The 20,184-nt window shown below is 72.3% G+C and carries 22 protein-coding genes; 12 read left to right on the top strand and 10 right to left on the bottom strand.

All coding sequences use genetic code 11. The annotated features are described in order from the left end of the window. The first annotated feature begins 253 nt into the window (after positions 1-253). Positions 254-421 carry a DUF3117 domain-containing protein gene (locus ACFQ79_RS31620; protein ID WP_009997451.1) on the top strand — a complete coding sequence of 56 codons (168 nt, stop codon included), beginning with the start codon at positions 254-256 and terminating at the stop codon, positions 419-421. Positions 422-668: 247 nt separating this feature from the next. Here ACFQ79_RS31620 and ACFQ79_RS31615 read toward each other — a convergent pair whose 3' ends face one another. After that, positions 669-1,334 carry an O-methyltransferase gene (locus ACFQ79_RS31615; protein WP_073912004.1) on the bottom strand — a complete coding sequence of 222 codons (666 nt, stop codon included), beginning with the start codon at positions 1,332-1,334 and terminating at the stop codon, positions 669-671. 142 nt (positions 1,335-1,476) lie between these two features. On the opposite strand from ACFQ79_RS31615, the gene sigE reads away from it, so the two are divergent. The 5 genes from sigE (at position 1,477) to ACFQ79_RS31590 (ending at position 6,515) form a co-directional block, all read left to right on the top strand. Further along, entirely contained in the window at positions 1,477-2,235 is a 759-nt protein-coding gene (gene sigE / locus ACFQ79_RS31610; protein WP_073912007.1) for an RNA polymerase sigma factor SigE, read from the top strand. Next, positions 2,232-3,194 carry an anti-sigma factor family protein gene (locus tag ACFQ79_RS31605; protein WP_383589829.1) on the top strand — a complete coding sequence of 321 codons (963 nt, stop codon included), beginning with the start codon at positions 2,232-2,234 and terminating at the stop codon, positions 3,192-3,194. Before sigE ends, ACFQ79_RS31605 begins: the two co-directional genes overlap by 4 nt. A 78-nt stretch (positions 3,195-3,272) precedes the next feature. Then, a complete protein-coding gene (locus ACFQ79_RS31600; protein WP_383589828.1) occupies positions 3,273-5,246 on the top strand; it encodes a S1C family serine protease in 1,974 nt (657 codons plus the stop codon). Positions 5,247-5,337: 91 nt separating this feature from the next. Then, positions 5,338-5,814 (top strand): sec-independent translocase, encoded by a 477-nt coding sequence (locus ACFQ79_RS31595; RefSeq protein WP_383589827.1) that lies wholly within the window; start codon positions 5,338-5,340, stop codon positions 5,812-5,814. Between the two features lie 74 nt (positions 5,815-5,888). Beyond that, positions 5,889-6,515, top strand: coding sequence for a hypothetical protein (locus tag ACFQ79_RS31590; RefSeq protein WP_383589825.1), 627 nt, complete (start codon positions 5,889-5,891; stop codon positions 6,513-6,515). Between the two features lie 48 nt (positions 6,516-6,563). Here ACFQ79_RS31590 and ACFQ79_RS31585 read toward each other — a convergent pair whose 3' ends face one another. The 3 genes from ACFQ79_RS31585 to ACFQ79_RS31575 are packed head-to-tail and all read right to left on the bottom strand — an operon-like array spanning position 6,564 to position 9,590. Further along, a complete protein-coding gene (locus tag ACFQ79_RS31585; RefSeq protein ID WP_266969008.1) occupies positions 6,564-7,697 on the bottom strand; it encodes an Mrp/NBP35 family ATP-binding protein in 1,134 nt (377 codons plus the stop codon). A gap of 44 nt (positions 7,698-7,741) precedes the next feature. Beyond that, a complete protein-coding gene (locus ACFQ79_RS31580; protein ID WP_383589823.1) occupies positions 7,742-8,317 on the bottom strand; it encodes a DUF1003 domain-containing protein in 576 nt (191 codons plus the stop codon). Further along, the gene (locus ACFQ79_RS31575; protein ID WP_383589821.1) at positions 8,307-9,590 is read right to left on the bottom strand and encodes a magnesium transporter MgtE N-terminal domain-containing protein; all 1,284 of its coding nucleotides are present in this window, start codon (positions 9,588-9,590) and stop codon (positions 8,307-8,309) included. Before ACFQ79_RS31575 ends, ACFQ79_RS31580 begins: the two co-directional genes overlap by 11 nt. 271 nt (positions 9,591-9,861) lie before the next feature. Here ACFQ79_RS31575 and ACFQ79_RS31570 point away from each other — a divergent pair, with 271 nt between their 5' ends. Continuing rightward, entirely contained in the window at positions 9,862-10,620 is a 759-nt protein-coding gene (locus ACFQ79_RS31570) for a hypothetical protein (protein ID WP_383589819.1), read from the top strand. 11 nt (positions 10,621-10,631) lie between these two features. Here the strand turns inward: ACFQ79_RS31570 and ACFQ79_RS31565 are convergent, their stop codons facing one another. Next, on the bottom strand, positions 10,632-11,141 hold the full coding sequence (locus ACFQ79_RS31565) for a hypothetical protein (RefSeq protein WP_383589817.1): 510 nt from the start codon (positions 11,139-11,141) through the stop codon (positions 10,632-10,634). Between the two features lie 24 nt (positions 11,142-11,165). Then, complete coding sequence (locus ACFQ79_RS31560) at positions 11,166-12,293, bottom strand: magnesium and cobalt transport protein CorA (RefSeq protein WP_383589815.1); 1,128 nt, start codon at positions 12,291-12,293, stop codon at positions 11,166-11,168. Positions 12,294-12,720: 427 nt separating this feature from the next. Here ACFQ79_RS31560 and ACFQ79_RS31555 point away from each other — a divergent pair, with 427 nt between their 5' ends. Next, positions 12,721-13,356 (top strand): suppressor of fused domain protein, encoded by a 636-nt coding sequence (locus ACFQ79_RS31555; RefSeq protein ID WP_383589814.1) that lies wholly within the window; start codon positions 12,721-12,723, stop codon positions 13,354-13,356. 169 nt (positions 13,357-13,525) lie between these two features. On the opposite strand, the gene ACFQ79_RS31550 is transcribed toward ACFQ79_RS31555, so the two are convergent. Continuing rightward, positions 13,526-13,798 (bottom strand): hypothetical protein, encoded by a 273-nt coding sequence (locus ACFQ79_RS31550; RefSeq protein WP_383589812.1) that lies wholly within the window; start codon positions 13,796-13,798, stop codon positions 13,526-13,528. Positions 13,799-13,877: 79 nt separating this feature from the next. Next, entirely contained in the window at positions 13,878-15,107 is a 1,230-nt protein-coding gene (locus tag ACFQ79_RS31545) for an MFS transporter (RefSeq protein WP_383589810.1), read from the bottom strand. Between the two features lie 179 nt (positions 15,108-15,286). On the opposite strand from ACFQ79_RS31545, the gene ACFQ79_RS31540 reads away from it, so the two are divergent. The 3 genes from ACFQ79_RS31540 to ACFQ79_RS31530 all read left to right on the top strand — a co-directional run bounded on the left by ACFQ79_RS31540 (position 15,287) and on the right by ACFQ79_RS31530 (position 17,787). Next, the gene (locus ACFQ79_RS31540; RefSeq protein ID WP_383589808.1) at positions 15,287-15,925 is read left to right on the top strand and encodes a DUF6758 family protein; all 639 of its coding nucleotides are present in this window, start codon (positions 15,287-15,289) and stop codon (positions 15,923-15,925) included. A 106-nt stretch (positions 15,926-16,031) separates the two neighbouring features. Next, on the top strand, positions 16,032-16,895 hold the full coding sequence (locus tag ACFQ79_RS31535; protein WP_383589806.1) for a PHP domain-containing protein: 864 nt from the start codon (positions 16,032-16,034) through the stop codon (positions 16,893-16,895). Positions 16,896-17,181: 286 nt separating this feature from the next. After that, positions 17,182-17,787, top strand: a complete 606-nt coding sequence (locus ACFQ79_RS31530; protein WP_383589805.1) for a MarC family protein — start codon at positions 17,182-17,184, stop codon at positions 17,785-17,787. 116 nt (positions 17,788-17,903) lie between these two features. Here ACFQ79_RS31530 and ACFQ79_RS31525 read toward each other — a convergent pair whose 3' ends face one another. Then, on the bottom strand, positions 17,904-18,056 hold the full coding sequence (locus ACFQ79_RS31525) for a hypothetical protein (RefSeq protein ID WP_086024648.1): 153 nt from the start codon (positions 18,054-18,056) through the stop codon (positions 17,904-17,906). A gap of 175 nt (positions 18,057-18,231) precedes the next feature. On the opposite strand from ACFQ79_RS31525, the gene ACFQ79_RS31520 reads away from it, so the two are divergent. Continuing rightward, positions 18,232-19,161: an NYN domain-containing protein gene (locus ACFQ79_RS31520; RefSeq protein ID WP_073912049.1), complete on the top strand. Its 930-nt coding sequence runs from the start codon at positions 18,232-18,234 to the stop codon at positions 19,159-19,161. 24 nt (positions 19,162-19,185) lie between these two features. Here the strand turns inward: ACFQ79_RS31520 and ACFQ79_RS31515 are convergent, their stop codons facing one another. After that, a complete protein-coding gene (locus ACFQ79_RS31515; protein ID WP_383589803.1) occupies positions 19,186-20,076 on the bottom strand; it encodes an alpha/beta fold hydrolase in 891 nt (296 codons plus the stop codon). Between the last annotated feature and the right edge of the window lie 108 nt (positions 20,077-20,184).

Raw genomic sequence — 20,184 nt, 5'->3', positions numbered from 1 at the left:
CCGCCCATGTGAGCTGCGTCAAAGATTTGAAGGGCCCGGCCGGACGCCGAGCGGCGAAGTATCGCAGGCCGATCGCCGAAATGTGGGGTTTTGAGAGAGCGCGTTGCGCAAGCGATGCCATTCGATGTTGGTCATCGGGTCCTGCCATGCGGGATAATGACCTGGAAGCAATGTGTTCGAAGCCGGTGACGCGTGCTCCAGGTCATGGAGCTGCCCGGCTGACAATGAGCTGGTTTCAGGAAGGGGAACAAGCATGGCGGCCATGAAGCCGCGGACGGGTGACGGCCCGCTCGAGGTGACCAAGGAGGGGCGGGGCATCGTCATGCGCGTTCCGCTCGAAGGCGGCGGTCGGCTTGTCGTCGAGCTGACTCCCGACGAGGCCGAGGCGCTGGGCGACGCCCTGAAGAAGGTCGTCGGCTGACCTTCCCTCGCATCCTGAACACTGCCCCGGCACGGTCCGCCCGTGCCGGGGCAGTGTTGTGTCCGGGGTCGGAGCCGGGATCGGGCCCGAGTCGGGCCCGAGTCGGGGTCGGGCCGGAGTCGGTGGTCGGAGCCGGGGCCGGTCGGAGCCGGGGCCGGTCGGAGCCGGGGCCGGGACGGGGTCGAGCCCGGGGGAGGGTGCGGAAGCCCGTCGCGTCGGGGACGGAGGAGGGGCGGGGCCGGGCTTCTCAGCCGCGGCGGACCGCGCACAGCAGGCCGTCGCCCACCGGCAGCAGGGAGGGGATGAGCTCCTGGCTCTCCCGCACCGTGCGCAACAGCTCGCGGACCCGCTGGACCTCGGCCGGCTGGGCCCCCGAGTCGACCGTGCGGCCGTCCGCGAAGACGCCCTCGAAGCAGACGAGCCCGCCAGGTCGCAGCAGGCGCAACGATTCAGCGAGGTAGTCCAGGTACTCGAGCCGGTCGCCGTCGCAGAACACGAGGTCGTAGCCGCCGTCCGCGAGCCGCGGCAGGACGTCCAGGGCCCGGCCGGGGATGAACCGCGCCCGGTTGCCGGCGAAGCCCGCCGCACGGAACGCCGTCTTGGCGAGCTGCTGCCGCTCCGGCTGGAGGTCCACCGTCGTCAGGACGCCGTCCGGCCGCATCCCGAGCAGCAGATAGATGCCCGACACGCCGGTGCCCGTGCCGATCTCCGCCACCGCCTTCGCGTCCGCCGTGGCCGCGAGCAGGCGCAGCGCCCCACCGGTGCCCGGCGACACCGAGGGCAGCCCTGCCTCCCGGGCCCGCTCACGGGCCCAGCGCAGAGCTTCGTCCTCGGCGACAAAGGCGTCGGCGAACGACCAGCTCGTCTGCCGGTTGGCGGTAATGGCCCTCTCCTGTCCCCGTAGTTGACGCAACGGTGACTGTATCCGCTGTCAGCGGGAACCCGCAGATGGGACCGGGCGTTCACCAGGGGAAGGACGCGGCAGGAGGAAGCCGGGGGAGCCGGTTCCAAATTCGCGTAAAGATTCTTATCCGGAGCTAACGGGCGAGGTGGCTATGGTAGGGGCTCCACTGGACACCACCAGAGCCGACAGGGGAGGTGCGGCTGCGCCTGTGGATCGGGGAGGAGTGCTTCGGCGTCTTCTCAGGTCGGCGGGTGAGCCGAAATCCGTGACCGACACCGCTGACCGAATCCGCACCGCCGACTCCGCTCCCACCACCGCGACCTTCGCATCGGATGCGGAATCGCAGGCGTGGACTCCGCCCACCTGGGAGGAGATCGTCAGCACGCACAGCGGCCGGGTATACCGCCTCGCATACCGGCTGACCGGCAACCAGCACGACGCCGAGGACCTGACCCAGGAGGTCTTCGTCCGCGTCTTCCGCTCGCTGTCGACGTACACGCCGGGCACCTTCGAGGGCTGGCTCCACCGCATCACCACCAACCTCTTCCTCGACATGGTCCGCCGCAAGCAGCGCATCCGTTTCGACGCGCTCGCCGACGACGCCGCCGAGCGGCTGCCCAGCCGTGAGCCCTCGCCGCAGCAGGTGTTCAACGACACCCACTTCGACGCCGACGTGCAGCAGGCCCTCGACACCCTCGCGCCGGAGTTCCGTGCCGCGGTCGTCCTCTGCGACATCGAAGGACTGTCGTACGAGGAGATCGCCGCGACCCTCGGCGTGAAGCTCGGCACCGTCCGCAGCCGCATCCACCGCGGGCGCTCCCACCTGCGCAAGGCCCTCAAGCACCGTTCGCCCGAGGCACGGGCGGAGCGTGCCCTGGCCTCCGTCGGATGGGAGGCAGGGACAGCGTGAGCGGCACACGTCCCTCGTCACCGACCCCCGCGGAGCACCACCTCGGGGACCGGCTGGCCGCGCTCGTCGACGGCGAACTCGGCCATGACGCCCGCGAGCGGGTCCTCGCCCACCTCGCGACCTGCGCCCGCTGCAAGGCGGAGGCCGACGCGCAGCGCACCCTCAAGAGCGTCTTCGCCTCGGCGGCTCCTCCACCGCCCTCGGAGGGATTCCTCGCCCGGCTGCAGGGGCTACCCGGGGGCCCCGGTGAGCCGGGAGGCCCCGGCGGACCGAGAGGCCCCCTCGAAGAGCTCCTCGGCGCGGGCGGCGTGCGGTCCGACGGCTTCGCCACGGCCGCCGTCGTCACCCCGCACCCCGGACACTCCGCGCCCCAGACCGGCTTCCGTATCCATGAGGTCGGCGACCGCGGGACGTCCTGGCGCGGCCGGCGCTTCGCCTTCGCGGCGGCCAGCGCCGTCTCGTTCGCGGCCATCGCCCTCGGCGGCACCCTGCCGCTGGAGGCCTCGGTGAACGCGAGCGGGCGCGGCGGCCAGGGCGCCGGCACGGCGGTCACGCCGCTGCGTGCCACCGCCACCGGCCCCGGCGGCGGCACGGCCGTATCCCGGGGTACGCGCTCCGGAGAGCGCGGCGCCCAGTCCCTCGACGGCGCGCAGGTGGCGTCGGGGGCTCCCTTGACCCCCGGGACCCTGGCGGCGCTGCCGCACGGGTCGGGCCTGCCGCACGGGCCGGTGTCGCATGTCGGTCCGGGCACGGTCCCGGCGGGCGCCGTCCCGCCGGACGCGGTGCGCTCCCCGGCCATGCCGCTGGTGGCGGTACGGCTCCGGGACCCGGCCACGCAGTCGTTCCTGGCCCTCTCGCCGTTCATACGGCCGACGGGGCCGGCGCTCCGACTGGCCTTCGGGCCCGGACCCAGTCCGGCGCCCAGCCCGACCACCGCACCGCTCGGCTCCCACCGCTGACCCGCGACCTGGTTGAATCCAGGGACAGGGGCGCCCGCCCAAGGGGGCGCGGACGGGTCAGCGGGCTGCGGGGAGAGCATGAACAACGGGAAGCCGAACTGGTGGAGCCGGCCGTCGAGCGCACCGGAGGCGGCACGGATAACCTCGCCGCCTCCGGCCGACGACCTCACGGAGGGCGTCACCGCCGTCGCCGCGCATGACGCCGACGGCGACTTTCCGCTGCCCGCGCCGCAGCCGTCGACCGGAGCGCCCGAGGCGCCGGCCGGCGGTTCCGTCGCGGCCGACGTGACGGATGTGGCCGCTACGGCCGAAGCGGGGGACACCACGGCGCTGCCCGTGGCCGCACCCGCCGACGCGCCCGTGCCCGCTCCTGCCGACGCGCCTGCTCCCGTCGACGCGCCCGTGGCCGCCGACGCGCCTGCTTCCGACGAGGCTCCCGCCGTGCTGCTGACCAAGAGCGAGGCCCCCGCCCCGGCGGACGCGGTCCCGGCGGACGCGGCCCCCACCGAGACCCTCCCGGTGACCGAGGCCCGGCCGACCGGGGCTCAGGCGACCGAGACCCTCCCGACGGCCGACGCCTCCGCGGCCGACGCGCCCCAGACCCCGGCCGCCCCGGCGCCCGCCACGACCGCGCCGACGCCCCTGCACGCGCCCGACGAGTACCGGACGCCGCCCTACGGCGAGCCCGGCCCCTGGGCGCCCGCGCCGCCCGTACAGCGCCCCCCGGCGCCCGTACCGCCGCAGCAGGCCCACGTACCCCCCGTACCGCCGCAGTCCCAGCCCCAGCCCCACTCCCCGCACCCCCAGCCGCACTCCCTCCCCCCGCTGCACGCGCAGGGTGGCGCCGTGCCGCCGCAGGGCGGTGCGCCCTGGGTGCAGTACGACCCCTGGGGGGCCGGCGGGGCCGGGCTCCCGCCCCTGCCCGCGAGGAAGTCCCGCAAGGGGCTCGCCGTCGCCGGTGCGCTCGTCTTCGCCCTCGTCACCGGAGTGATCGGCGGCGGCATCGGCGCGTACGTCGAGCGGAACGGCGGGATCACCACCGTCGAGCTGCCGCAGGCGGACAGCGGCGACACCGACCGGGCCCCGGACAGCGTGGCCGGGATCGCGGCCAGCGCCCTGCCCGGCGTCGTCACCCTGCACGTCAAGGGCGGCGGTTCGTCCGGCACCGGCACCGGCTTCGTCCTCGACACCAAGGGCCACATCCTCACCAACAACCACGTCGTGGACGGGGCCCAGTCCTCACGCGACATCTCGGTGACCTTCTCCAGCGGCGAGACCGCCCGCGCCAAGGTCGTCGGCAAGGACACCGGCTACGACCTCGCCGTCGTCCAGGTCACCGGCGTCTCCGGCCTCAAGCCGCTGCCGCTCGGCAACTCCGACAACGTCCGCGTCGGCGACCCCGTCGTCGCCATCGGCGCCCCCTTCGACCTCTCCAACACGGTCACCTCCGGCATCATCAGCGCCAAGGAGCGCCCGATCACCGCGGGCGGCGAGAAGGGCGACGGCAGCGACATCAGCTACGTCGACGCCCTCCAGACCGACGCCCCCATCAACCCCGGCAACTCGGGCGGCCCGCTCCTCGACTCCAAGGGCCGGGTCATCGGCATCAACAGCGCCATCCGCGCGGCCGGCGGCGGCTCGGGCGAGGGAGAGGGCGGCAGCGCCTCCCAGCCCGGCTCCATCGGCCTCGGCTTCGCCATACCGATCAACCAGGGCAAGCGCGTCGCCGAGGAGCTCATCAACACCGGCAAGGCCAGCCACCCCGTCATCGGTGTGAGCCTCGACATGCAGTTCAGCGGCGACGGCGCCCGGGTCGGCGAGAAGGGCAAGGACGGCTCCGCCTCCGTCACGCCCGGCGGCCCGGCGGCGACGGCGGGGCTCCGCCCCGGCGACGTCATCACCAAGGTCGACGGCCAGCGGGTGCACAACGGCGAGGAGCTGATCGTGAAGATCCGCGCCCACCGCCCCGGCGACCGGCTGGAACTCACCCTGACCCGGGACGGCAAAGAGCTGACAAAGACCTTGACGCTCGGCTCGTCCCAGGGCACCTGAGCGCCATGTGGCCGACACCGGGAGGTACCCGTCCGGCAGTTTCGGCGGGTACCTTGGACCGGGCCCTTGACCGGCATGAAGGAGCTACTAGGTGTTCAGCGACATAGGCGCACTCGAGCTGGTGACGCTCGTCGTCCTCGCCGTGCTCGTCTTCGGGCCGGACAAGCTCCCGAAGGTCATCCAGGACGTCTCGCGCTTCATCAGGAAGGTCCGTGAGTTCTCGGACGGCGCGAAGGAGGACATCCGCAGCGAGCTGGGGCCGGAGTTCAAGGACTTCGAGTTCGAGGACCTCAACCCGAAGACGTTCCTCCGCAAGCAGATGGAGCAGAACGAGGACCTCCGGGAGCTCAAGGAGCTGCGGGGCAGCTTCGACCTCAAGAAGGAGATGAACGACGTCGCCGACGCGGTCCACGGCCGTGAGCCGCAGACCACGGCCGTCAACGGCTCCCCGTCGGCCGGTGGTTCCTCCGGCGCCGTCACCGCCGCCAACGGCACCCCGGACCTGCTGAAGAAGCAGGACAAGCCGGACACCGGAGAGCGTCCTCCGTACGACTCCGACGCGACCTGACGACGGGCTGTCACCGACCCGACGCGTCCCGGTGGCTATCCTCCCTCTGTTGACGGAACGAGGAGGCGGCCGAGATGGAGACCACGAGTCGGGTGGAGGGCGTACCCCTGGCCCGGCGGACCGCCGAGGGCTATCTGCGCGCACCCTTCGCCTGGTACGGCCTGGACGAGGCGTTCACCGGGCCGCGCTGGCTGATGCAGGTGGGCACGGCGGCGGACGGCAGTGTGCAGCACGGGTCGACCGGGCACGGTGAGACGCCGTCGATAAAGACGGACGCGAGCGGCGCGGAGAAGGAGCGGTTCGCGGTCGTCGTGACGGTGGCCGCGAGCCCGGTCCGGCGGACCGGTGACGGCACGGGCGTCCTCGACGCCACCACCGTGTCCTCGGCGGCCTGGCTGGCCGGCTCGGGGCTGCTCGTCCACACCTGGCCCCCCTCGCTGGACCACGCGACGCGGGACAACTGGCTGGACCAGCAGACCGAGACGGCGTTCGAGCTGGCCGACGACCTCGACGGGGCGGAGTGGTCGACGCTGTCGCTGCCGGTGGACGGGGTGCCGGTGCCGTTCCACTACCGCGAGTCGGAGTTCGGATGGGTCCTCGCCGGGTCCGCCGCCGGGGTGCACATCGGGGCGTACGGGCGGGGGATGAGCGCGTACGGTCTGGGGTTCGCCCAGATCAAGGATCTCGACGCGTACGCCTGACGGCATGACGAAGGGCGCCCCCCGAGGGGGGCGCCCTTCGTCATGACCTCAGAACTTGTTGCGCGGCGTGATGCCCAGGCTCATGCCCGAGAGGCCGCGCTGGCGGCCGCCGAGCTTGCCGGCGATCGCGCGGAGGGCCGCGCCGGCCGGGGAGTCCGGGTCGGAGAGGACGACCGGCCTGCCCTCGTCGCCGCCCTCGCGGAGCCGTACGTCGATCGGGATCGAGCCGAGGACCGGGACCGTCGCACCCGTGGTCTGCGTCAGACCGTCGGCGACCCGCTGGCCGCCGCCCGTGCCGAACACGTCGACCATCTCGTCGCAGTGCGGGCACGGCAGGCCCGCCATGTTCTCGACGACACCGACGATCTTCTGGTGGGTCTGGACGGCGATGGAGCCGGCCCGCTCGGCGACCTCGGCCGCCGCCTGCTGCGGGGTGGTGACGACCAGGATCTCCGCGTTCGGCACGAGCTGCGCGACCGAGATCGCGATGTCGCCGGTGCCCGGGGGCAGGTCGAGCAGGAGGACGTCCAGGTCGCCCCAGTACACGTCCGCGAGGAACTGCTGGAGCGCGCGGTGCAGCATCGGGCCGCGCCACACCACCGGCGCGTTGCCCGGGGTGAACATGCCGATGGAGATGACCTTCACGCCGTTCGCCGACGGCGGCATGATCATGTTCTCGACCTGGGTCGGACGGCCGTCCGCGCCCAGCATCCGCGGCACGCTGTGGCCGTAGATGTCGGCGTCGACGACGCCGACCTTCAGCCCGTCGGCGGCCATCGCCGCGGCCAGGTTCACGGTGACGGACGACTTGCCGACGCCGCCCTTGCCGGAGGCGACCGCGTACACCCGGGTCAGCGAGCCCGGCTTCGCGAACGGCACCTCGCGCTCGGCCGTCGTGCCGCGCAGTGCCGCCGCGAGCTCCTTGCGCTGCTCGTCGCTCATCACGTCCAGCGAGACGTCGACGCCGGTGACGCCCTCGACGCCGGAGACCGCCTCGGTCACCCGCTGGGTGATGGTCTCGCGCATCGGGCAGCCGGAGACGGTCAGGTAGACCGTGACGGCGACCTTGCCGTCCGGTTCGATGTCCACCGACTTGACCATGCCGAGCTCAGTGATCGGTTTGTTGATCTCGGGGTCGTTCACCGTCGCCAGTGCTTCGAGCACCGCGTCTTCCATAGCCATACCGACGATGGTACGGCGCCGACCACCGGCCCATGAAAGGCCTGTCAACGGTCGGGTACGTCACTTCGCCGGGTGTCGGTGGTCGGGAATAGATCCCGGCGCTCCTCCAGCTCCTTGATCAGGTCCTGGAGCTCCGAGCGGATCCAGTCGCGGGTGGCCACCTCGCCGAGGCCCATGCGCAGCGCCGCGATCTCCCGGGTGAGGTACTCGGTGTCCGCGATCGACCGCTCGTTCTGCTTCCGGTCCTGTTCGAGGTTGACCCGGTCCCGGTCGTCCTGCCGGTTCTGTGCCAGCAGGATCAGCGGGGCCGCGTACGAGGCCTGGAGGGACAGCGCGAGCGTCAGGAAGATGAAGGGGTACTCGTCGAACTTGAGCGGGCCCGGCGCGAAGATGTTCCAGACGACCCAGACGATGATCGTCAGGGTCATCCAGACGAGGAACCGTCCGGTCCCCAGGAAGCGGGCGATCCGCTCCGAGAGCCGCCCGAACGCCTCGGGGTCGTACTCCGGCAGGAGCTTGGCCCGCCGCTCGCGCGGCAGGTCGAGCCGGATGCGGGGCCCCGGCCGGTCGCGTTCCCGGTCACGGTCCCGCTCGCGGTCCTGCGTGCGCTCAGCCGCCATGCCCGGCCCCCTCCTCGTGGAACTCGGTCTCGCGCCAGTCCTCCGGCAGCAGATGGTCGAGCACGTCGTCGACGGTGACCGCGCCGAGCAGCGACCCGCTCTCGTCCACGACGGGTGCCGCGACCATGTTGTACGCGGCGAGGTAGCTGGTCACGGCCGGCAGCGGGGTGTCCGGGCCGAGCGGCGGCAGGTCACTGTCCACGAGCGAGCTGACCAGCGTGAACGGCGGATCGCGCAGGAGCCGCTGGAAGTGCACCGTGCCCAGGTACTTCCCCGTCGGCGTCTCGTCGGGCGGCCGGCACACGTACACCTGCGCCGCCAGCGCCGGTGACAGGTCCTGCTGGCGGACCCGGGCCAGCGCGTCCGCGACCGTGGCGTCCGGCCGCAGCACGATCGGCTCGGTCGTCATCAGACCGCCCGCCGTGCGCTCCTCGTAGGCCAGGAGCCGGCGTACGTCGGCCGCGTCGTCCGGCTGCATCAGCGTCAGCAGCCGCTCCTTGTCCTCCTCCGGCAGCTCGGACAGCAGGTCGGCCGCGTCGTCCGGGTCCATCGCCTCCAGGACGTCGGCCGCGCGCTCCTCCTTCAGCTTGCCGAGGATCTCGATCTGGTCGTCCTCCGGCAGCTCTTCGAGGACGTCGGCGAGCCGGTCGTCGTCGAGTGCCGCGGCGACCTCGACGCGCCGCTTGGACGGGAGGTGGTGCAGCGCGTTGGCGAGGTCGGCGGGGCGCAGCTTCTCGAAGGTGGCGACCAGGCTCTCGGCGCCCTGCCCGTGCTCCTCCAGGGAGAATCCGGTGACGCCCGACCACTCGACGGTCAGCGTCTCGCCCTTGCGGCTCAGCACCCCGCCCTTCCCCTTGCGGACGAAGACCTTGTCGATCTCCCAGTCGCGGCGGGCGGGCAGCTGCTGGATGGCGACGTCGAGGACGGTGACCTCCTCGCCCTCCTGACCGCCGGGCCCCACGAGGCGGACGCGCCGGTCGAGGAGTTCGCCGAGGACGAGGCGCTCGGTGGGGCGCGCCTCGAAGCGGCGCATGTTGACGACACCGGTCGTGATGACCTGGCCGGACTCCACGCCGGTGATCCGGGTCATCGGCACGAACACCCGGCGGCGGCTGAGGACCTCCACGACCATGCCGAGCAGCCGCGGCGGCCTGCGGCCGACCCGCAGCATGGCCACCAGGTCGCTGACCCGGCCGACCTGGTCGCCGACGGGGTCGAAGACGGGGACTCCGGCGAGGTGGGAGACGAAGATCCGGGGGGCGCCTGCCGCCATGCCACGCGCCTCCTCGGTGCCGCACGATTCGAGTCTTTGCCGAGCTTTGCCGGGTTCAGGCTAGCCCGTGCCGTTCCGCCCCGCCCCGGCAGTGCCTCCGTACGGCTGCTGCCGGGCGCGTCACCCGGCCCGGGTACGCTGCGGTCTGCCGTCCCCACCGGCACGCCGGCCCTCCCGCCCGGCAGAACCCCCAGAACAGAAGACCGCCGCCCGGGTCCCCCCCCGTACGGGCCGCGGTCCGTGTCCCCCCACGACATGAGAGGCAGCGCTGATGGCCGTTCGTGCCGCGTCGTCGCGTATCCACCGGGCCGTCGTGCCGCTCGCGCTCTGCGCCGGCCTGACCGTCGCGCTCACGGCCTGCGCCGCCGATCCGGACGAGGGGACCAACGGGGTCGGGAGACTCTCCGCGGCCGAGATCGAGGGCAAGGCGCGGACCGCCGCGGACACCGCGAAGGCGGTACGGCTCTCCGGCACGCTGGTCAGCAAGGGCGACACCTTCAAACTGAACATGCGCCTCAAGCAGGACGGCGCCACCGGCTCGGTGACGACGAAGAACAGCACCTTCGAGCTGCTGCGGGTCGGCGAGGCGCTCTATCTGAAGGCGGACGCGGACTTCTGGTCCCACGAGACCCAGGACGGCGACAAGCCGACGGAGGCGGACGCCGAGGCCGCCGACAAGCTCGACGACAAGTACGTGAAGGTGCCGCAGGGCGACCCCGCGTACAAGCAGCTGCGCGGCTTCACCGACATGGACCTGCTGCTGACCGGGCTGACCGGGCTGCACGGGGAGAAGGTCAAGGGCGACCGGGACCAGATCGGCGGGATCCGCACGGTCAAGGTCAAGGGCGGCGCGGACGGCGAGGGCGGCACTCTCGACGTGGCGCTCCAGGGCGACCCGTACCCGCTGCAGTTCGCGCGGGGCGGGGGAGCGGGTCTGGTGGTCCTCTCCGAGTGGAACAAGGACTTCCCGCTCACGGAGCCGTCGAAGGAAGAGATCCTCGACTACGGCAAGCAGCTGCCCAAGACCTGAGCAGCGCGGGTTCAGCGTCGCTTGCGGCGCTTGAGCAGCAGCTTCGGGAGACCGGACGGCACCGGGTCGCGGGTCGTGGCCGCAGAGGGCAGCGGTACGGCCGCCAGGGAGCCGTCCGGCAGCTCCGTGGTCGAGGACCGGGGGTCGAGCCGCAGGACCCGGCACTCGCGCCCCCAGCGGCCCGTCATGGCCTCGCCGTCGGGTGCGTTGAGCCGCTTGCCCTTCAGCTCGGCGACCGCCGCGTCCCACTCCTCGGTGCCGTGCGCGATCTCGCGCACGGCGGCCGTCCAGGCGACGAGGCGACCGCCCTTGTCCTTGCTGCGGACCGTGACCTCGGCCGTCCCGCCGTCCACCAGGCCCGGCAGCGGCTGCTCGCCGGGGCCGTCGCCGACGACGAACGCGGCGCCGTCGAACCAGACGTGCCAGAGCGCGCGGGCCGAGCCGGTGCCGCGGACCCACACCAGGCCGGACTTCTTGGTGGCCTCCTCGACGAGGGCGGACCCGAGCAGCTCTTCAGTCATGCTCCGAAGCCTAGCGGCCGGCCGTCACAGCCAGCCGTTGCGCTTCAGCGTGCGGTGGATGGTGAAGCAGATCGCGACGATGCCGGTCAGCACCATCGGATAGCCGTACTTCCAGTGCAGCTCGGGCATGTGGTCGAAGTTCATGCCGTACACGCCGCAGACCGCCGTGGGGACGGCGACGATCGCCGCCCACGAGGTGATCTTGCGCATGTCCTCGTTCTGCGCGACGGTCGCCTGCGCCAGGTTGGCCTGGAGGATCGAGTTGAGCAGTTCGTCGAAGCCGACGACCTGCTCCTGGACGCGTGCGAGGTGGTCGGCGACGTCCCGGAAGTACTTCTGGATGTCGGGGTCGACCAGCCGCATCGGCCGCTCGGAGAGCAGCTGCATCGGGCGCAGCAGCGGCGTGACGGCCCGCTTGAACTCCAGTACCTCACGCTTCAGCTGGTAGATCCGGCCGGTGTCCGTGCCGCGCGTCGAGCCCTTCGCGGCCGGCGAGAAGACGTCGATCTCCAGCTGGTCGATGTCGAGTTCGACGGCGTCGGCGACCGCGATGTAGCCGTCGACGACGTGGTCGGAGAGGGCGTGCAGCACCGCCGAGGGCCCTTTGGCGAGCAGCTCGGGCTCGCCCTGGAGGCGGTGCCGGAGGTTGCGCAGGGAGCCCTGGCCGCCGTGCCGGACGGTGATGACGAAGTCGGGGCCGGTGAAGCACATGACCTCGCCGGTCTCGACGACCTCGCTGGTCGCGGTGAGTTCGGCGTGCTCGACGTAGTGGATCGTCTTGAAGACGGTGAAGAGGGTGTCGTCGTACCGCTCCAGCTTGGGCCGCTGGTGGGCGTGGACGGCGTCCTCGACGGCGAGCGGGTGCAGTCCGAACTCGGCGGCGATACCGGCGAATTCGGCCTCGGTCGGCTCGTGCAGGCCGATCCAGGCGAAGCCGCCGTTCTCCCGTACGCGGCTCATGGCGCCGCGCGGGGTGAGGCACTCGCGGTCGTCGACGCGGCGTCCGTCGCGGTAGACGGCGCAGTCGACCACGGCGCTGGAGGCCGTGTGGTCACGGGTGGGGTCGTACGAGGTGTAGGTGGTGGGGGTCTTGCGCAGGGGGTGCCGCAGGCTCGGACGGACGGCGGCGCGCAGGTCACGGATCATCGACATGGGCATGCTCCTTCACGGAGAAGCCGTCGGCGAGCGTGGAACAGCCCGGAATGGGGACGTGGAGCTACGTCGTCCACAAAGCGGGCGGCACCGAGAGGTCGCGGTGACGGCGTTCGCTACAGACAGGCAAAGGCGAGATGCTCTTCCGTCGTGCGAGATGCCGGAGAGGCGGGGCCGTACGGATACGGGCCGGGAATCACCGGAAGTACGTACGCACCGGGCTCGGGTGCGGGGCGGAAGAGCGGCTGGTACTGCCCGATCGACTTCGGTCCATCGCAGCCCCACCTCCTCCGGCCGGTCCCTCGTGAGGGATGACGTGTGACGAGTAGTCGGGAGTTCGGGACTCCCGACCAGCGGCCAAGACTATCAGCCGACTGAGGGTCAATCCCTTCCTTTGCCCGTTCCATACGCGCTTTATGCTCAGGACATGGGAGAAGTTCTTGCTCTGGTCGAGGCCCGGTTGAAGACGGCACTCGGAGAACCGGACGCGCGGGCCGCGGTGACGTTCCTCGGCACGGACCGGATCGAGGTGCTCCGCTTCGTCGACGGCGATCTCGTGCGGTACGCGACCCTCGGCATGTCCGCACAGCCGATGGCCGACCCGACCGCCGCGCTCGCCGACCCGGTCAAGGGGCCGCGCGCCGAGCTCGTCCTGACGGTGCGGGCCGGCCTCGCCGACACCGACAAGGTGCTGCGTCCGCTCGCGGTCCTCGCCGCGACCCCGCAGGTCGAGGGCGTCGTCGTGGCCCCGGGCGCCTCGCTCGACGTCGGCGACCCGCTCTGGCCGGGCGCCGCCTTCAGCTCGGTCCTGGTCGCGGAGTCCGGGGGGCTGGTCGAGGACCTGGATCTGAATGAGGCGATGTCGCGAGGCGACTCCTTGGGGGGCGGTGGCCGGGCGACGGACGGGCCGATGGACCCGGTGCGGTTCCTGCCGCTGCTCCCGATGACCTCGAACGAAGCGGCGTGGAAGCGGGTCCACGGGGCGCAGGCCCTGGAGGAGCGCTGGCTGGCACAGGGCACGGACCTGCGCGATCCACTGCGCAGGTCCGTGAATCTGGACTGACTGACTGACTGACTGACTGACTGACTGACGGAACGCCGGGCCCGTCGGGGCGGGCGGGGCGGTCGGGGCGGCGGATGCCGGAGGGCGTTCCGTTCGCCGGGCCTCTCCGGCTTCCGCCGGGCTCTCCCGCTCTCGCCGGGCCTCTCCGGATTTCGCAGGGCTCTCCGGTTCAGGTCCGGGCGGCGGTCCTGCGGGCGACGAGATGGGCGATCGCCGCGTAGACCACCGCGGGGATGCCGTAGTCGAGCAGCACCTGAGCGGTGTGGTGGGAGACGTCGAAGAGCCCGATCGACCAGCCCGCGAGCCAGTCGGCGGCGCTGTGGAACCAGCCGACGACGGTGTTCGCGGGGTTGGCGTCGAGCAGGTCCAGGGCGATCCAGACGACCAGGATGCCCACGAGGACGTGGGCCACGGTTCTTATGACGGAGTCGATGCCTCTCATGGGCTCCGTCTTGCCCGAGGCCCGCAGCGCAAACCGGCCGCGGCGGGTCGGCCCCGCCCGGCGGCCGGTCCGCGGTGCGTCAGCCGGCGAAGACCCCGACGCCGTCCTCCGTGGCGTGCTTCGTGGCCAGTTCCCGGGCCTTGCCGCTGAGGGCGTCGCGGCGGACCCGGACGACCACGGCGCCGAGCACCGCGGCCACGCCCGCCACCACGAACGGCATGTGGACGTCGCTCCACTCCTCGATCTTCGGGGCGAAGTACGGGGCGGCGGCCGCGGCGAACCAGCGGACGAAGTTGTAGCCCGCGCTGGCCACCGGGCGCGGGGCGTCCGAGACGCCGAGGGCGAGCTCGGTGAAGACGGTGTTGTTGACGCCGATGAACGCACCCGACAGGACCGTGCAGACGATCGCGGTCGTGTGGTCGCCGTATCCGAGCACCACCACGTCGACCGCGAGCAGCAGCAGGGAGCCGACGAGCACGGTGAGCGAGCCGAAGCGCCGCTGGAGCCGGGGTGCGACCAGGACCGAGAAGACGGCGAGCAGCACACCCCAGGCGAAGAACACCGCGCCGGACTTGTACGGCGTCATGTTCAGTACGAACGGGGTGAAGGCGAGCACCGTGAAGAAGGCGTAGTTGTAGAAGAAGGCGGCCGCCGCGGCCGAGGCGAGTCCGCCGTGGCCCAGCGCGCGGATCGGGTCGAGCAGCGAGGTCCTGCGGGCCGGCTTCGGCTGTTCCTTGAGGAAGACCGCGATGCACAGGAAGCCGATCGCCATGAGCGCGGCCGTGCCGAAGAAGGGGTAGCGCCAGCTGGCATCGCCGAGCAGGGCGCCGAGCAGCGGCCCGCAGGCCATGCCGAGGCCGAGTGCCGACTCGTAGAGCAGGATCGCGGCCGCGCTGCCGCCGGCCGCGGCGCCGACGATCACGGCGAGCGAGGTCGAGACGAAGAGCGCGTTGCCGAGTCCCCAGCCGGCCCGGAAGCCGACGAGCTCGCCGACGGAGTCCGAGGTGCCGGCGAGGGCCGCGAAGACGACGACCAGCGCGAGTCCGGCGAGCAGGGTCCGGCGTCCCCCGATGCGGCTGGAGACGAAGCCGGTCACCAGCATCGCGACGGCGGTGATGAGGAAGTACGAGGTGAAGAGCAGCGACACCTGGCTCGGTGTCGCGTCCAGGCCGTGGGCGATCGACGGCAGGATCGGGTCGACGAGGCCGATGCCCATGAAGGCGACGACGGACGCGCCGGCGGTGGCCCAGACGGCCGGTGGCTGACGCAGGATGCTGCCTCCGCCGGCGTTCTCTTCTGCTCTCTCCATGGGTGCCGCTCCTCCGCGTCGAGATGGGTGCGATATACACAGAATAAGTTAGAGGAACTAATAACTGCAAGTTACATCTATATCCGGGGATGGCAGGGGGTGAACACCACGGGCCGGACGGGTGATCGTCGGTGGACCGTCCTTGACGCGGGGCCCCGGTGGTAGGACCGTTGAGCCCTATGAGGGGCGAACCCAGTTGTCCGAAGTGTGGTGGCCGGGTCAGGGCGCCCGGGCTGTTCGCCGACTCCTGGCAGTGCGACGTGCACGGCGCGGTGCACCCGCTCCAGCCCGTGATCCCGCCCAGTGTCGAGGCCCTCGGCGTCGTGGTGCACCGGTCCCACGTGCCGGTCTGGATGCCGTGGCCCCTGCCCGTCGGCTGGCTCTTCACCGGAGTCGCGTACGCCGGTGACGACCGCAGCGGCGGACGCGCGACCGCCGTCGCCTGCTCGGGACCCGGACCGCTCGGCGGCATCGGTGAGCTGCTCCTGGTCGCCGAGGAACTCGGCGTCGGCCTCGGCGCCCGGTACGCCGGCATCGACGGCCCCGACCCCGGCGCGGGCATGGCCATCGACAGGCCCCCGCAGACGAAGGTGCTCGCCGCCGGACGCCCGACCCCGCTCTGGCACGTCAACGGCGCCCCGCAGGACCGGGCGGTCTTCGCGGGGGAGGCGCGCGGCCTCTGGCTGTGGGCGATCGTCTGGCCCGAGCAGTCCGGCCTCCTGATGTACGACGAGCTGGTCCTGACGGACCTGCGTGACGCGGGCTCCGAGGTCGAACTCCTGCCGTGCGGAGCGCTGACGCCGAGGCTGCTGAGCTGACGCGCGCCCGGCCCGTCGGGGCCGCTTCCTTCCGTACGGGCGTGTTCGATTCGCCCGTTATGCTGGAGCGTCCCTCGTCCGTGCCGAAGTCCTGGAGTACCGCGTCGTGCGCATCGACCTGCACACCCACTCCACGGCGTCCGACGGCACGGACTCCCCGGCCGAGCTCGTCCGCAACGCGGCCGCCGCCGGGCTCGACGTCGTCGCCCTGACGGACCACGACACCACCCGCGGCCACGCCGAGGCGATCGCGGCACTGCCCGAGGGGCTGACCCTCGTCACCGGGGCCGAGCTGTCCTGCCGGGTCGACGGCATCGGTTTGCACATGCTCGCGTACCTCTTCGACCCCGAGGAGCCCGCGCTCCTCGCCGAGCGTGAGCTCGTCCGCGACGACCGGGTCCCGCGCGCGCGTGCCATGGTCGGCAAGCTCCAGGAGCTCGGCGTTCCCGTCACCTGGGAGCAGGTCGCCCGGATCGCCGGCGACGGCTCCCTCGGCCGACCGCACGTCGCCGAGGCGCTCGTCGAACTCGGGGTCGTACCGGACGTGTCCGGGGCGTTCACGCCCGAGTGGCTCGCCGACGGCGGCCGGGCGTACGTCGGGAAGCACGAGCTCGACCCGATCGACGCCATCCGCCTGGTCAAGGCGGCCGGCGGCGTCACCGTCTTCGCGCACCCGCTCGCCGTCAAGCGCGGCCAGGTGCTGCCCGAGGCCTCGATAGCCCGGCTCGCCGAGGCCGGACTCGACGGCATCGAGGTCGACCACATGGACCACGACGAGGCGACGCGGGCACGGATGCGCGGGCTCGCGAAGGAGCTGGGTCTGCTGACCACCGGCTCCAGCGACTACCACGGCAGCCGCAAGACCTGCCGCCTCGGCGAGTACACGACCGACCCCGAGATCTACGGCGAGATCACCCGCCGGGCCGCGGGGGCCTTCCCGGTCCCCGGCGCGGGGGGACCCGCCGCCTAGCCTCTGGCTGCCGGACTCCACGGGGTCCGGACCCCTTCCGCGGGACCCGTCTCCCGGCCGGTCGGCCGGGAGGTCCGGCGCGCCGCGTGCCCTGCCCCGTCCCGGGTGCGGGCCGTGGGGCCTGTCCCCGAGCCTGTCCAGTGGCTTCCCTCCTCCTTGGTCCGCCCCCTCACGGCTCCGTGCCGTGACGCGGGGTGGCGCTCTTCCTGCCCCGCCTTCGGAATCCCGCATTCCGGCCCGCCGGGCCACACCCCACCGTTCGACCTCTCCCGCAAGGCACCCCACCGTGTTCGACGTCGCCGTCTTCGGCTCGCTGTTCCTGACCCTCTTCGTGATCATGGATCCCCCCGGGATCACCCCGATCTTCCTCGCCCTCACCTCGGGCCGCGCCGCCAAGGTGCAGCGCCGGATGGCCTGGCAGGCCGTCACCGTGGCCTTCGGCGTCATCACCGTCTTCGGTCTGCTCGGCCAGCAGATCCTCGACTACCTGCACGTCTCCGTCCCCGCGCTGATGATCGCGGGCGGCCTCCTGCTGTTGCTCATCGCGCTCGACCTGCTCACCGGCAAGACCGACGAGCCCAAGCAGACCAAGGACGTCAACGTCGCCCTGGTGCCGCTCGGCATGCCGCTGCTCGCCGGGCCCGGCGCGATCGTCTCGGTCATCCTGGCCGTCCAGAACGCCGACGGCGCGGCCGCGCAGGTCTCCGTCTGGGCCGCCATCGTCGCCATGCACGTCGTGCTCTGGCTGACCATGCGGTACTCGCTGCTGATCATCCGGGTCATCAAGGACGGCGGCGTCGTCCTGGTCACCCGGCTCGCCGGCATGATGCTCTCCGCCATCGCGGTGCAGCAGATCATCAACGGCGTCACGCAGGTGATCCAGAACGCCTGACGCGCCGGGCGGAGCGCCCGCCGGTGCGCCGGCCCCGGACACCACTGCGCCCCCGTACGGATTCCGCTCTTGCGAAGTCCGTGCGGGGGCGCGGTGCGTGGTGTGGACCTTGCCTGTTATGAGGCCGAGGTCTCGGCGGGGCGGATCCAGATGCGCTGGCCGATCGAGGCGGCCTGCTGCACGATCCGGTTGACGGAGGCGGCGTCCACGACGGTCCGGTCGACGGGCGTGCCGTCGATGTCGTCGAGTCGCAGGATTTCGAAGCGCACGGGCTTCTCCCTTCGTCTGAGTTGATCCTCCTGATGGAGAACTGCGTTACGTACGGGTCCAACGACATGCATCCTGCAAACATTCCTTACGCTAAGGAAAATTTTTGGATGTCTAACTACCAGCGGGTAGGGGGGTGTGGCGGCCGCGCCCGGAGCGACGGACAATGAGCCCCGTATGAACGACGCAGACACCACTCAGGTGACCGAGACCGACGCCCGCCTGCGCGCACTCGACGCGCGCCTGGAGCGCACCAACGAGCTCCTCCAGCGGATGCTGGCCGAGGTGGCCAAGACCCCCTCCACCCACGCCATCTTCGTCGACGCGGGTTACGTCCATGCTGCGGCCGGGTTGCTGGTGACGGGCACCGAGGACCGGCGCTCCTTCGACCTCGACGCCGAGGGCCTCATCGAGGCCTTCATCGACAAGGCCCGCACGATCTTCGCCGACAGCCGGCTGCTCCGCGTCTACTGGTACGACGGGGCCCGACGCCGCATCCACACCCCCGAGCAGCAGGCCATCGCCGAGCTTCCCGACGTCAAGGTGCGCCTCGGCAACCTCAACGCCAACAACCAGCAGAAGGGCGTCGACTCCCTGATCCGCACCGATCTGGAGTCCCTCGCCCGTCACCGCGCCATCAGCGACGCCGCCCTCGTCGGCGGCGACGAGGACCTCGTGTCGGCCGTCGAGGCCGCCCAGGGCTACGGCGCCCGCGTCCACCTCTGGGGCATCGAGGCCGCCGAGGGCCGCAACCAGGCCGAGGCGCTCCTGTGGGAGGTCGACAGCCAGCGCACCTTCGAACTCGACTTCTGCCGCCCCTACGTCACCCGCCGCCCCGTCACCACGTACGAGAACGAGGGCGAGCCGCCGCCGTCCCGCGAGGAGGTGCGGTTCGTCGGCGCCCAGATCGCGGCGACCTGGCTCGGCGAACGCGGCCGGGACCGGCTCGCCGAACTCCTGCCGGGTGCGCCCTATCTGCCCGGGCCCGTCGACCAGGACCTGCTCGTCGAGGCGGAGCGCCTCCTCAGCCGGTCCCTGCGCGGCCACGCCGCCCTCCGGCGCGCCCTGCGCGACGGCTTCTGGCAGCACCTCAAGGGACAGTTCTGACGGCTGCCCACTACGGGACCGGGGTCAGCGGGTGGTGCCGGCGACTCCGGTGGGGGCAGCCGTCCGCTCCCAGAAGCCGGTGAGGCGGTCCGTCAGCTCCTGCGGGTGCGACACGTTGGGGGAGTGGCCGGCGCCCGCCACCACCGTGTGGTGCGCGCCCGTGCGGGCGGCCGTCGCCGCGAGCGCGGCCGTGGGCCAGACCATCTCGTCCGCCCCGTACGCGATGTGCAGCGGCATCCGCAGCGCGGCCAGGTCCGCCGTACCGTCCTGACGGCTGAGCAGCAGCCGCCCCGCCCCCGCCAGTTGGGCGATCCGGGTCCGCATCCAGCGCCGCCGCAGGAAGCCCGCGAGCTGCGGAGCGTCGTCCGTGTCCGGCTCCTCGCCCCGGCTGTCCAGCCAGCACATCGCCTGCCACACCCGCTCCTTCGGCAGGAACGCGAGGGCGACGCGCAGCACCCGCACCCGGACGCGCTGCGGCCGGGCGACCCGGCCGGGGCCCGAGGAGAGCAGGGTGAGGGAACGGAAGGCCGCCGGGGCGAGCGAGGCGGCCGCGCGGGCCACCAGGCCGCCGAACGAGTGGCCGAGCAGATGGACCGGGCCGTCGCCGAGCGCCGAGGCCTGCGCCACCGCGTCGAGCGCGAGCGCCCGGCGGCGGTAGCCGGCCCGGCCGCGCGGGCCGGCGGACTGGTACTGACCGCGCCCGTCCACCGCCACGGCCCGGTACCCGGCCTCGCTCAGCGGACCCAGCAGGGCCAGGAAGTCCTCCTTGCTGCCGGTGTACCCCGGCAGCAGCAGCACCGTCCCGAGCCGCTCGCCCCGGGGCGCGGTGTCGAGCACGGCGAAGTCGCCCCGCGCGGTCACGAGGTGGTGGGCGCGGGTGCCGGACGGCAGGACGAGGGACCGGGGCTTGCTCATGTCTGGACTGTAACCGCGCGCACCGAGGACGGCCCGGGGCCCCTGCCCGTACGGCGACCGCCCCGACGGCCGCCTCCGCTCACACGACCGCGGCCCGGCCCCTGGAGC

The organism is Streptomyces sp. NPDC056480, from assembly GCF_042795405.1.
GTDB lineage: Bacteria > Actinomycetota > Actinomycetes > Streptomycetales > Streptomycetaceae > Streptomyces.
This window is presented reverse-complemented; position numbering and strand designations above follow the sequence as displayed.

Coding starts and splice junctions, on each gene's coding strand:
- ACFQ79_RS31550 (WP_383589812.1), bottom strand. CDS start 13,798: ATGAGAGGCATCGACTCCGTCATAAGAACCGTGGCCCACGTCCTCGTG.
- sigE (WP_073912007.1), top strand. CDS start 1,477: ATGGTAGGGGCTCCACTGGACACCACCAGAGCCGACAGGGGAGGTGCG.
- ACFQ79_RS31545 (WP_383589810.1), bottom strand. CDS start 15,107: ATGGAGAGAGCAGAAGAGAACGCCGGCGGAGGCAGCATCCTGCGTCAG.
- ACFQ79_RS31585 (WP_266969008.1), bottom strand. CDS start 7,697: ATGGCTATGGAAGACGCGGTGCTCGAAGCACTGGCGACGGTGAACGAC.
- ACFQ79_RS31590 (WP_383589825.1), top strand. CDS start 5,889: ATGGAGACCACGAGTCGGGTGGAGGGCGTACCCCTGGCCCGGCGGACC.
- ACFQ79_RS31555 (WP_383589814.1), top strand. CDS start 12,721: ATGGGAGAAGTTCTTGCTCTGGTCGAGGCCCGGTTGAAGACGGCACTC.
- ACFQ79_RS31580 (WP_383589823.1), bottom strand. CDS start 8,317: ATGGCGGCTGAGCGCACGCAGGACCGCGAGCGGGACCGTGACCGGGAA.
- ACFQ79_RS31620 (WP_009997451.1), top strand. CDS start 254: ATGGCGGCCATGAAGCCGCGGACGGGTGACGGCCCGCTCGAGGTGACC.
- ACFQ79_RS31565 (WP_383589817.1), bottom strand. CDS start 11,141: ATGACTGAAGAGCTGCTCGGGTCCGCCCTCGTCGAGGAGGCCACCAAG.
- ACFQ79_RS31520 (WP_073912049.1), top strand. CDS start 18,232: ATGAACGACGCAGACACCACTCAGGTGACCGAGACCGACGCCCGCCTG.
- ACFQ79_RS31600 (WP_383589828.1), top strand. CDS start 3,273: ATGAACAACGGGAAGCCGAACTGGTGGAGCCGGCCGTCGAGCGCACCG.
- ACFQ79_RS31540 (WP_383589808.1), top strand. CDS start 15,287: ATGAGGGGCGAACCCAGTTGTCCGAAGTGTGGTGGCCGGGTCAGGGCG.
- ACFQ79_RS31515 (WP_383589803.1), bottom strand. CDS start 20,076: ATGAGCAAGCCCCGGTCCCTCGTCCTGCCGTCCGGCACCCGCGCCCAC.
- ACFQ79_RS31570 (WP_383589819.1), top strand. CDS start 9,862: ATGGCCGTTCGTGCCGCGTCGTCGCGTATCCACCGGGCCGTCGTGCCG.
- ACFQ79_RS31575 (WP_383589821.1), bottom strand. CDS start 9,590: ATGGCGGCAGGCGCCCCCCGGATCTTCGTCTCCCACCTCGCCGGAGTC.
- ACFQ79_RS31560 (WP_383589815.1), bottom strand. CDS start 12,293: ATGTCGATGATCCGTGACCTGCGCGCCGCCGTCCGTCCGAGCCTGCGG.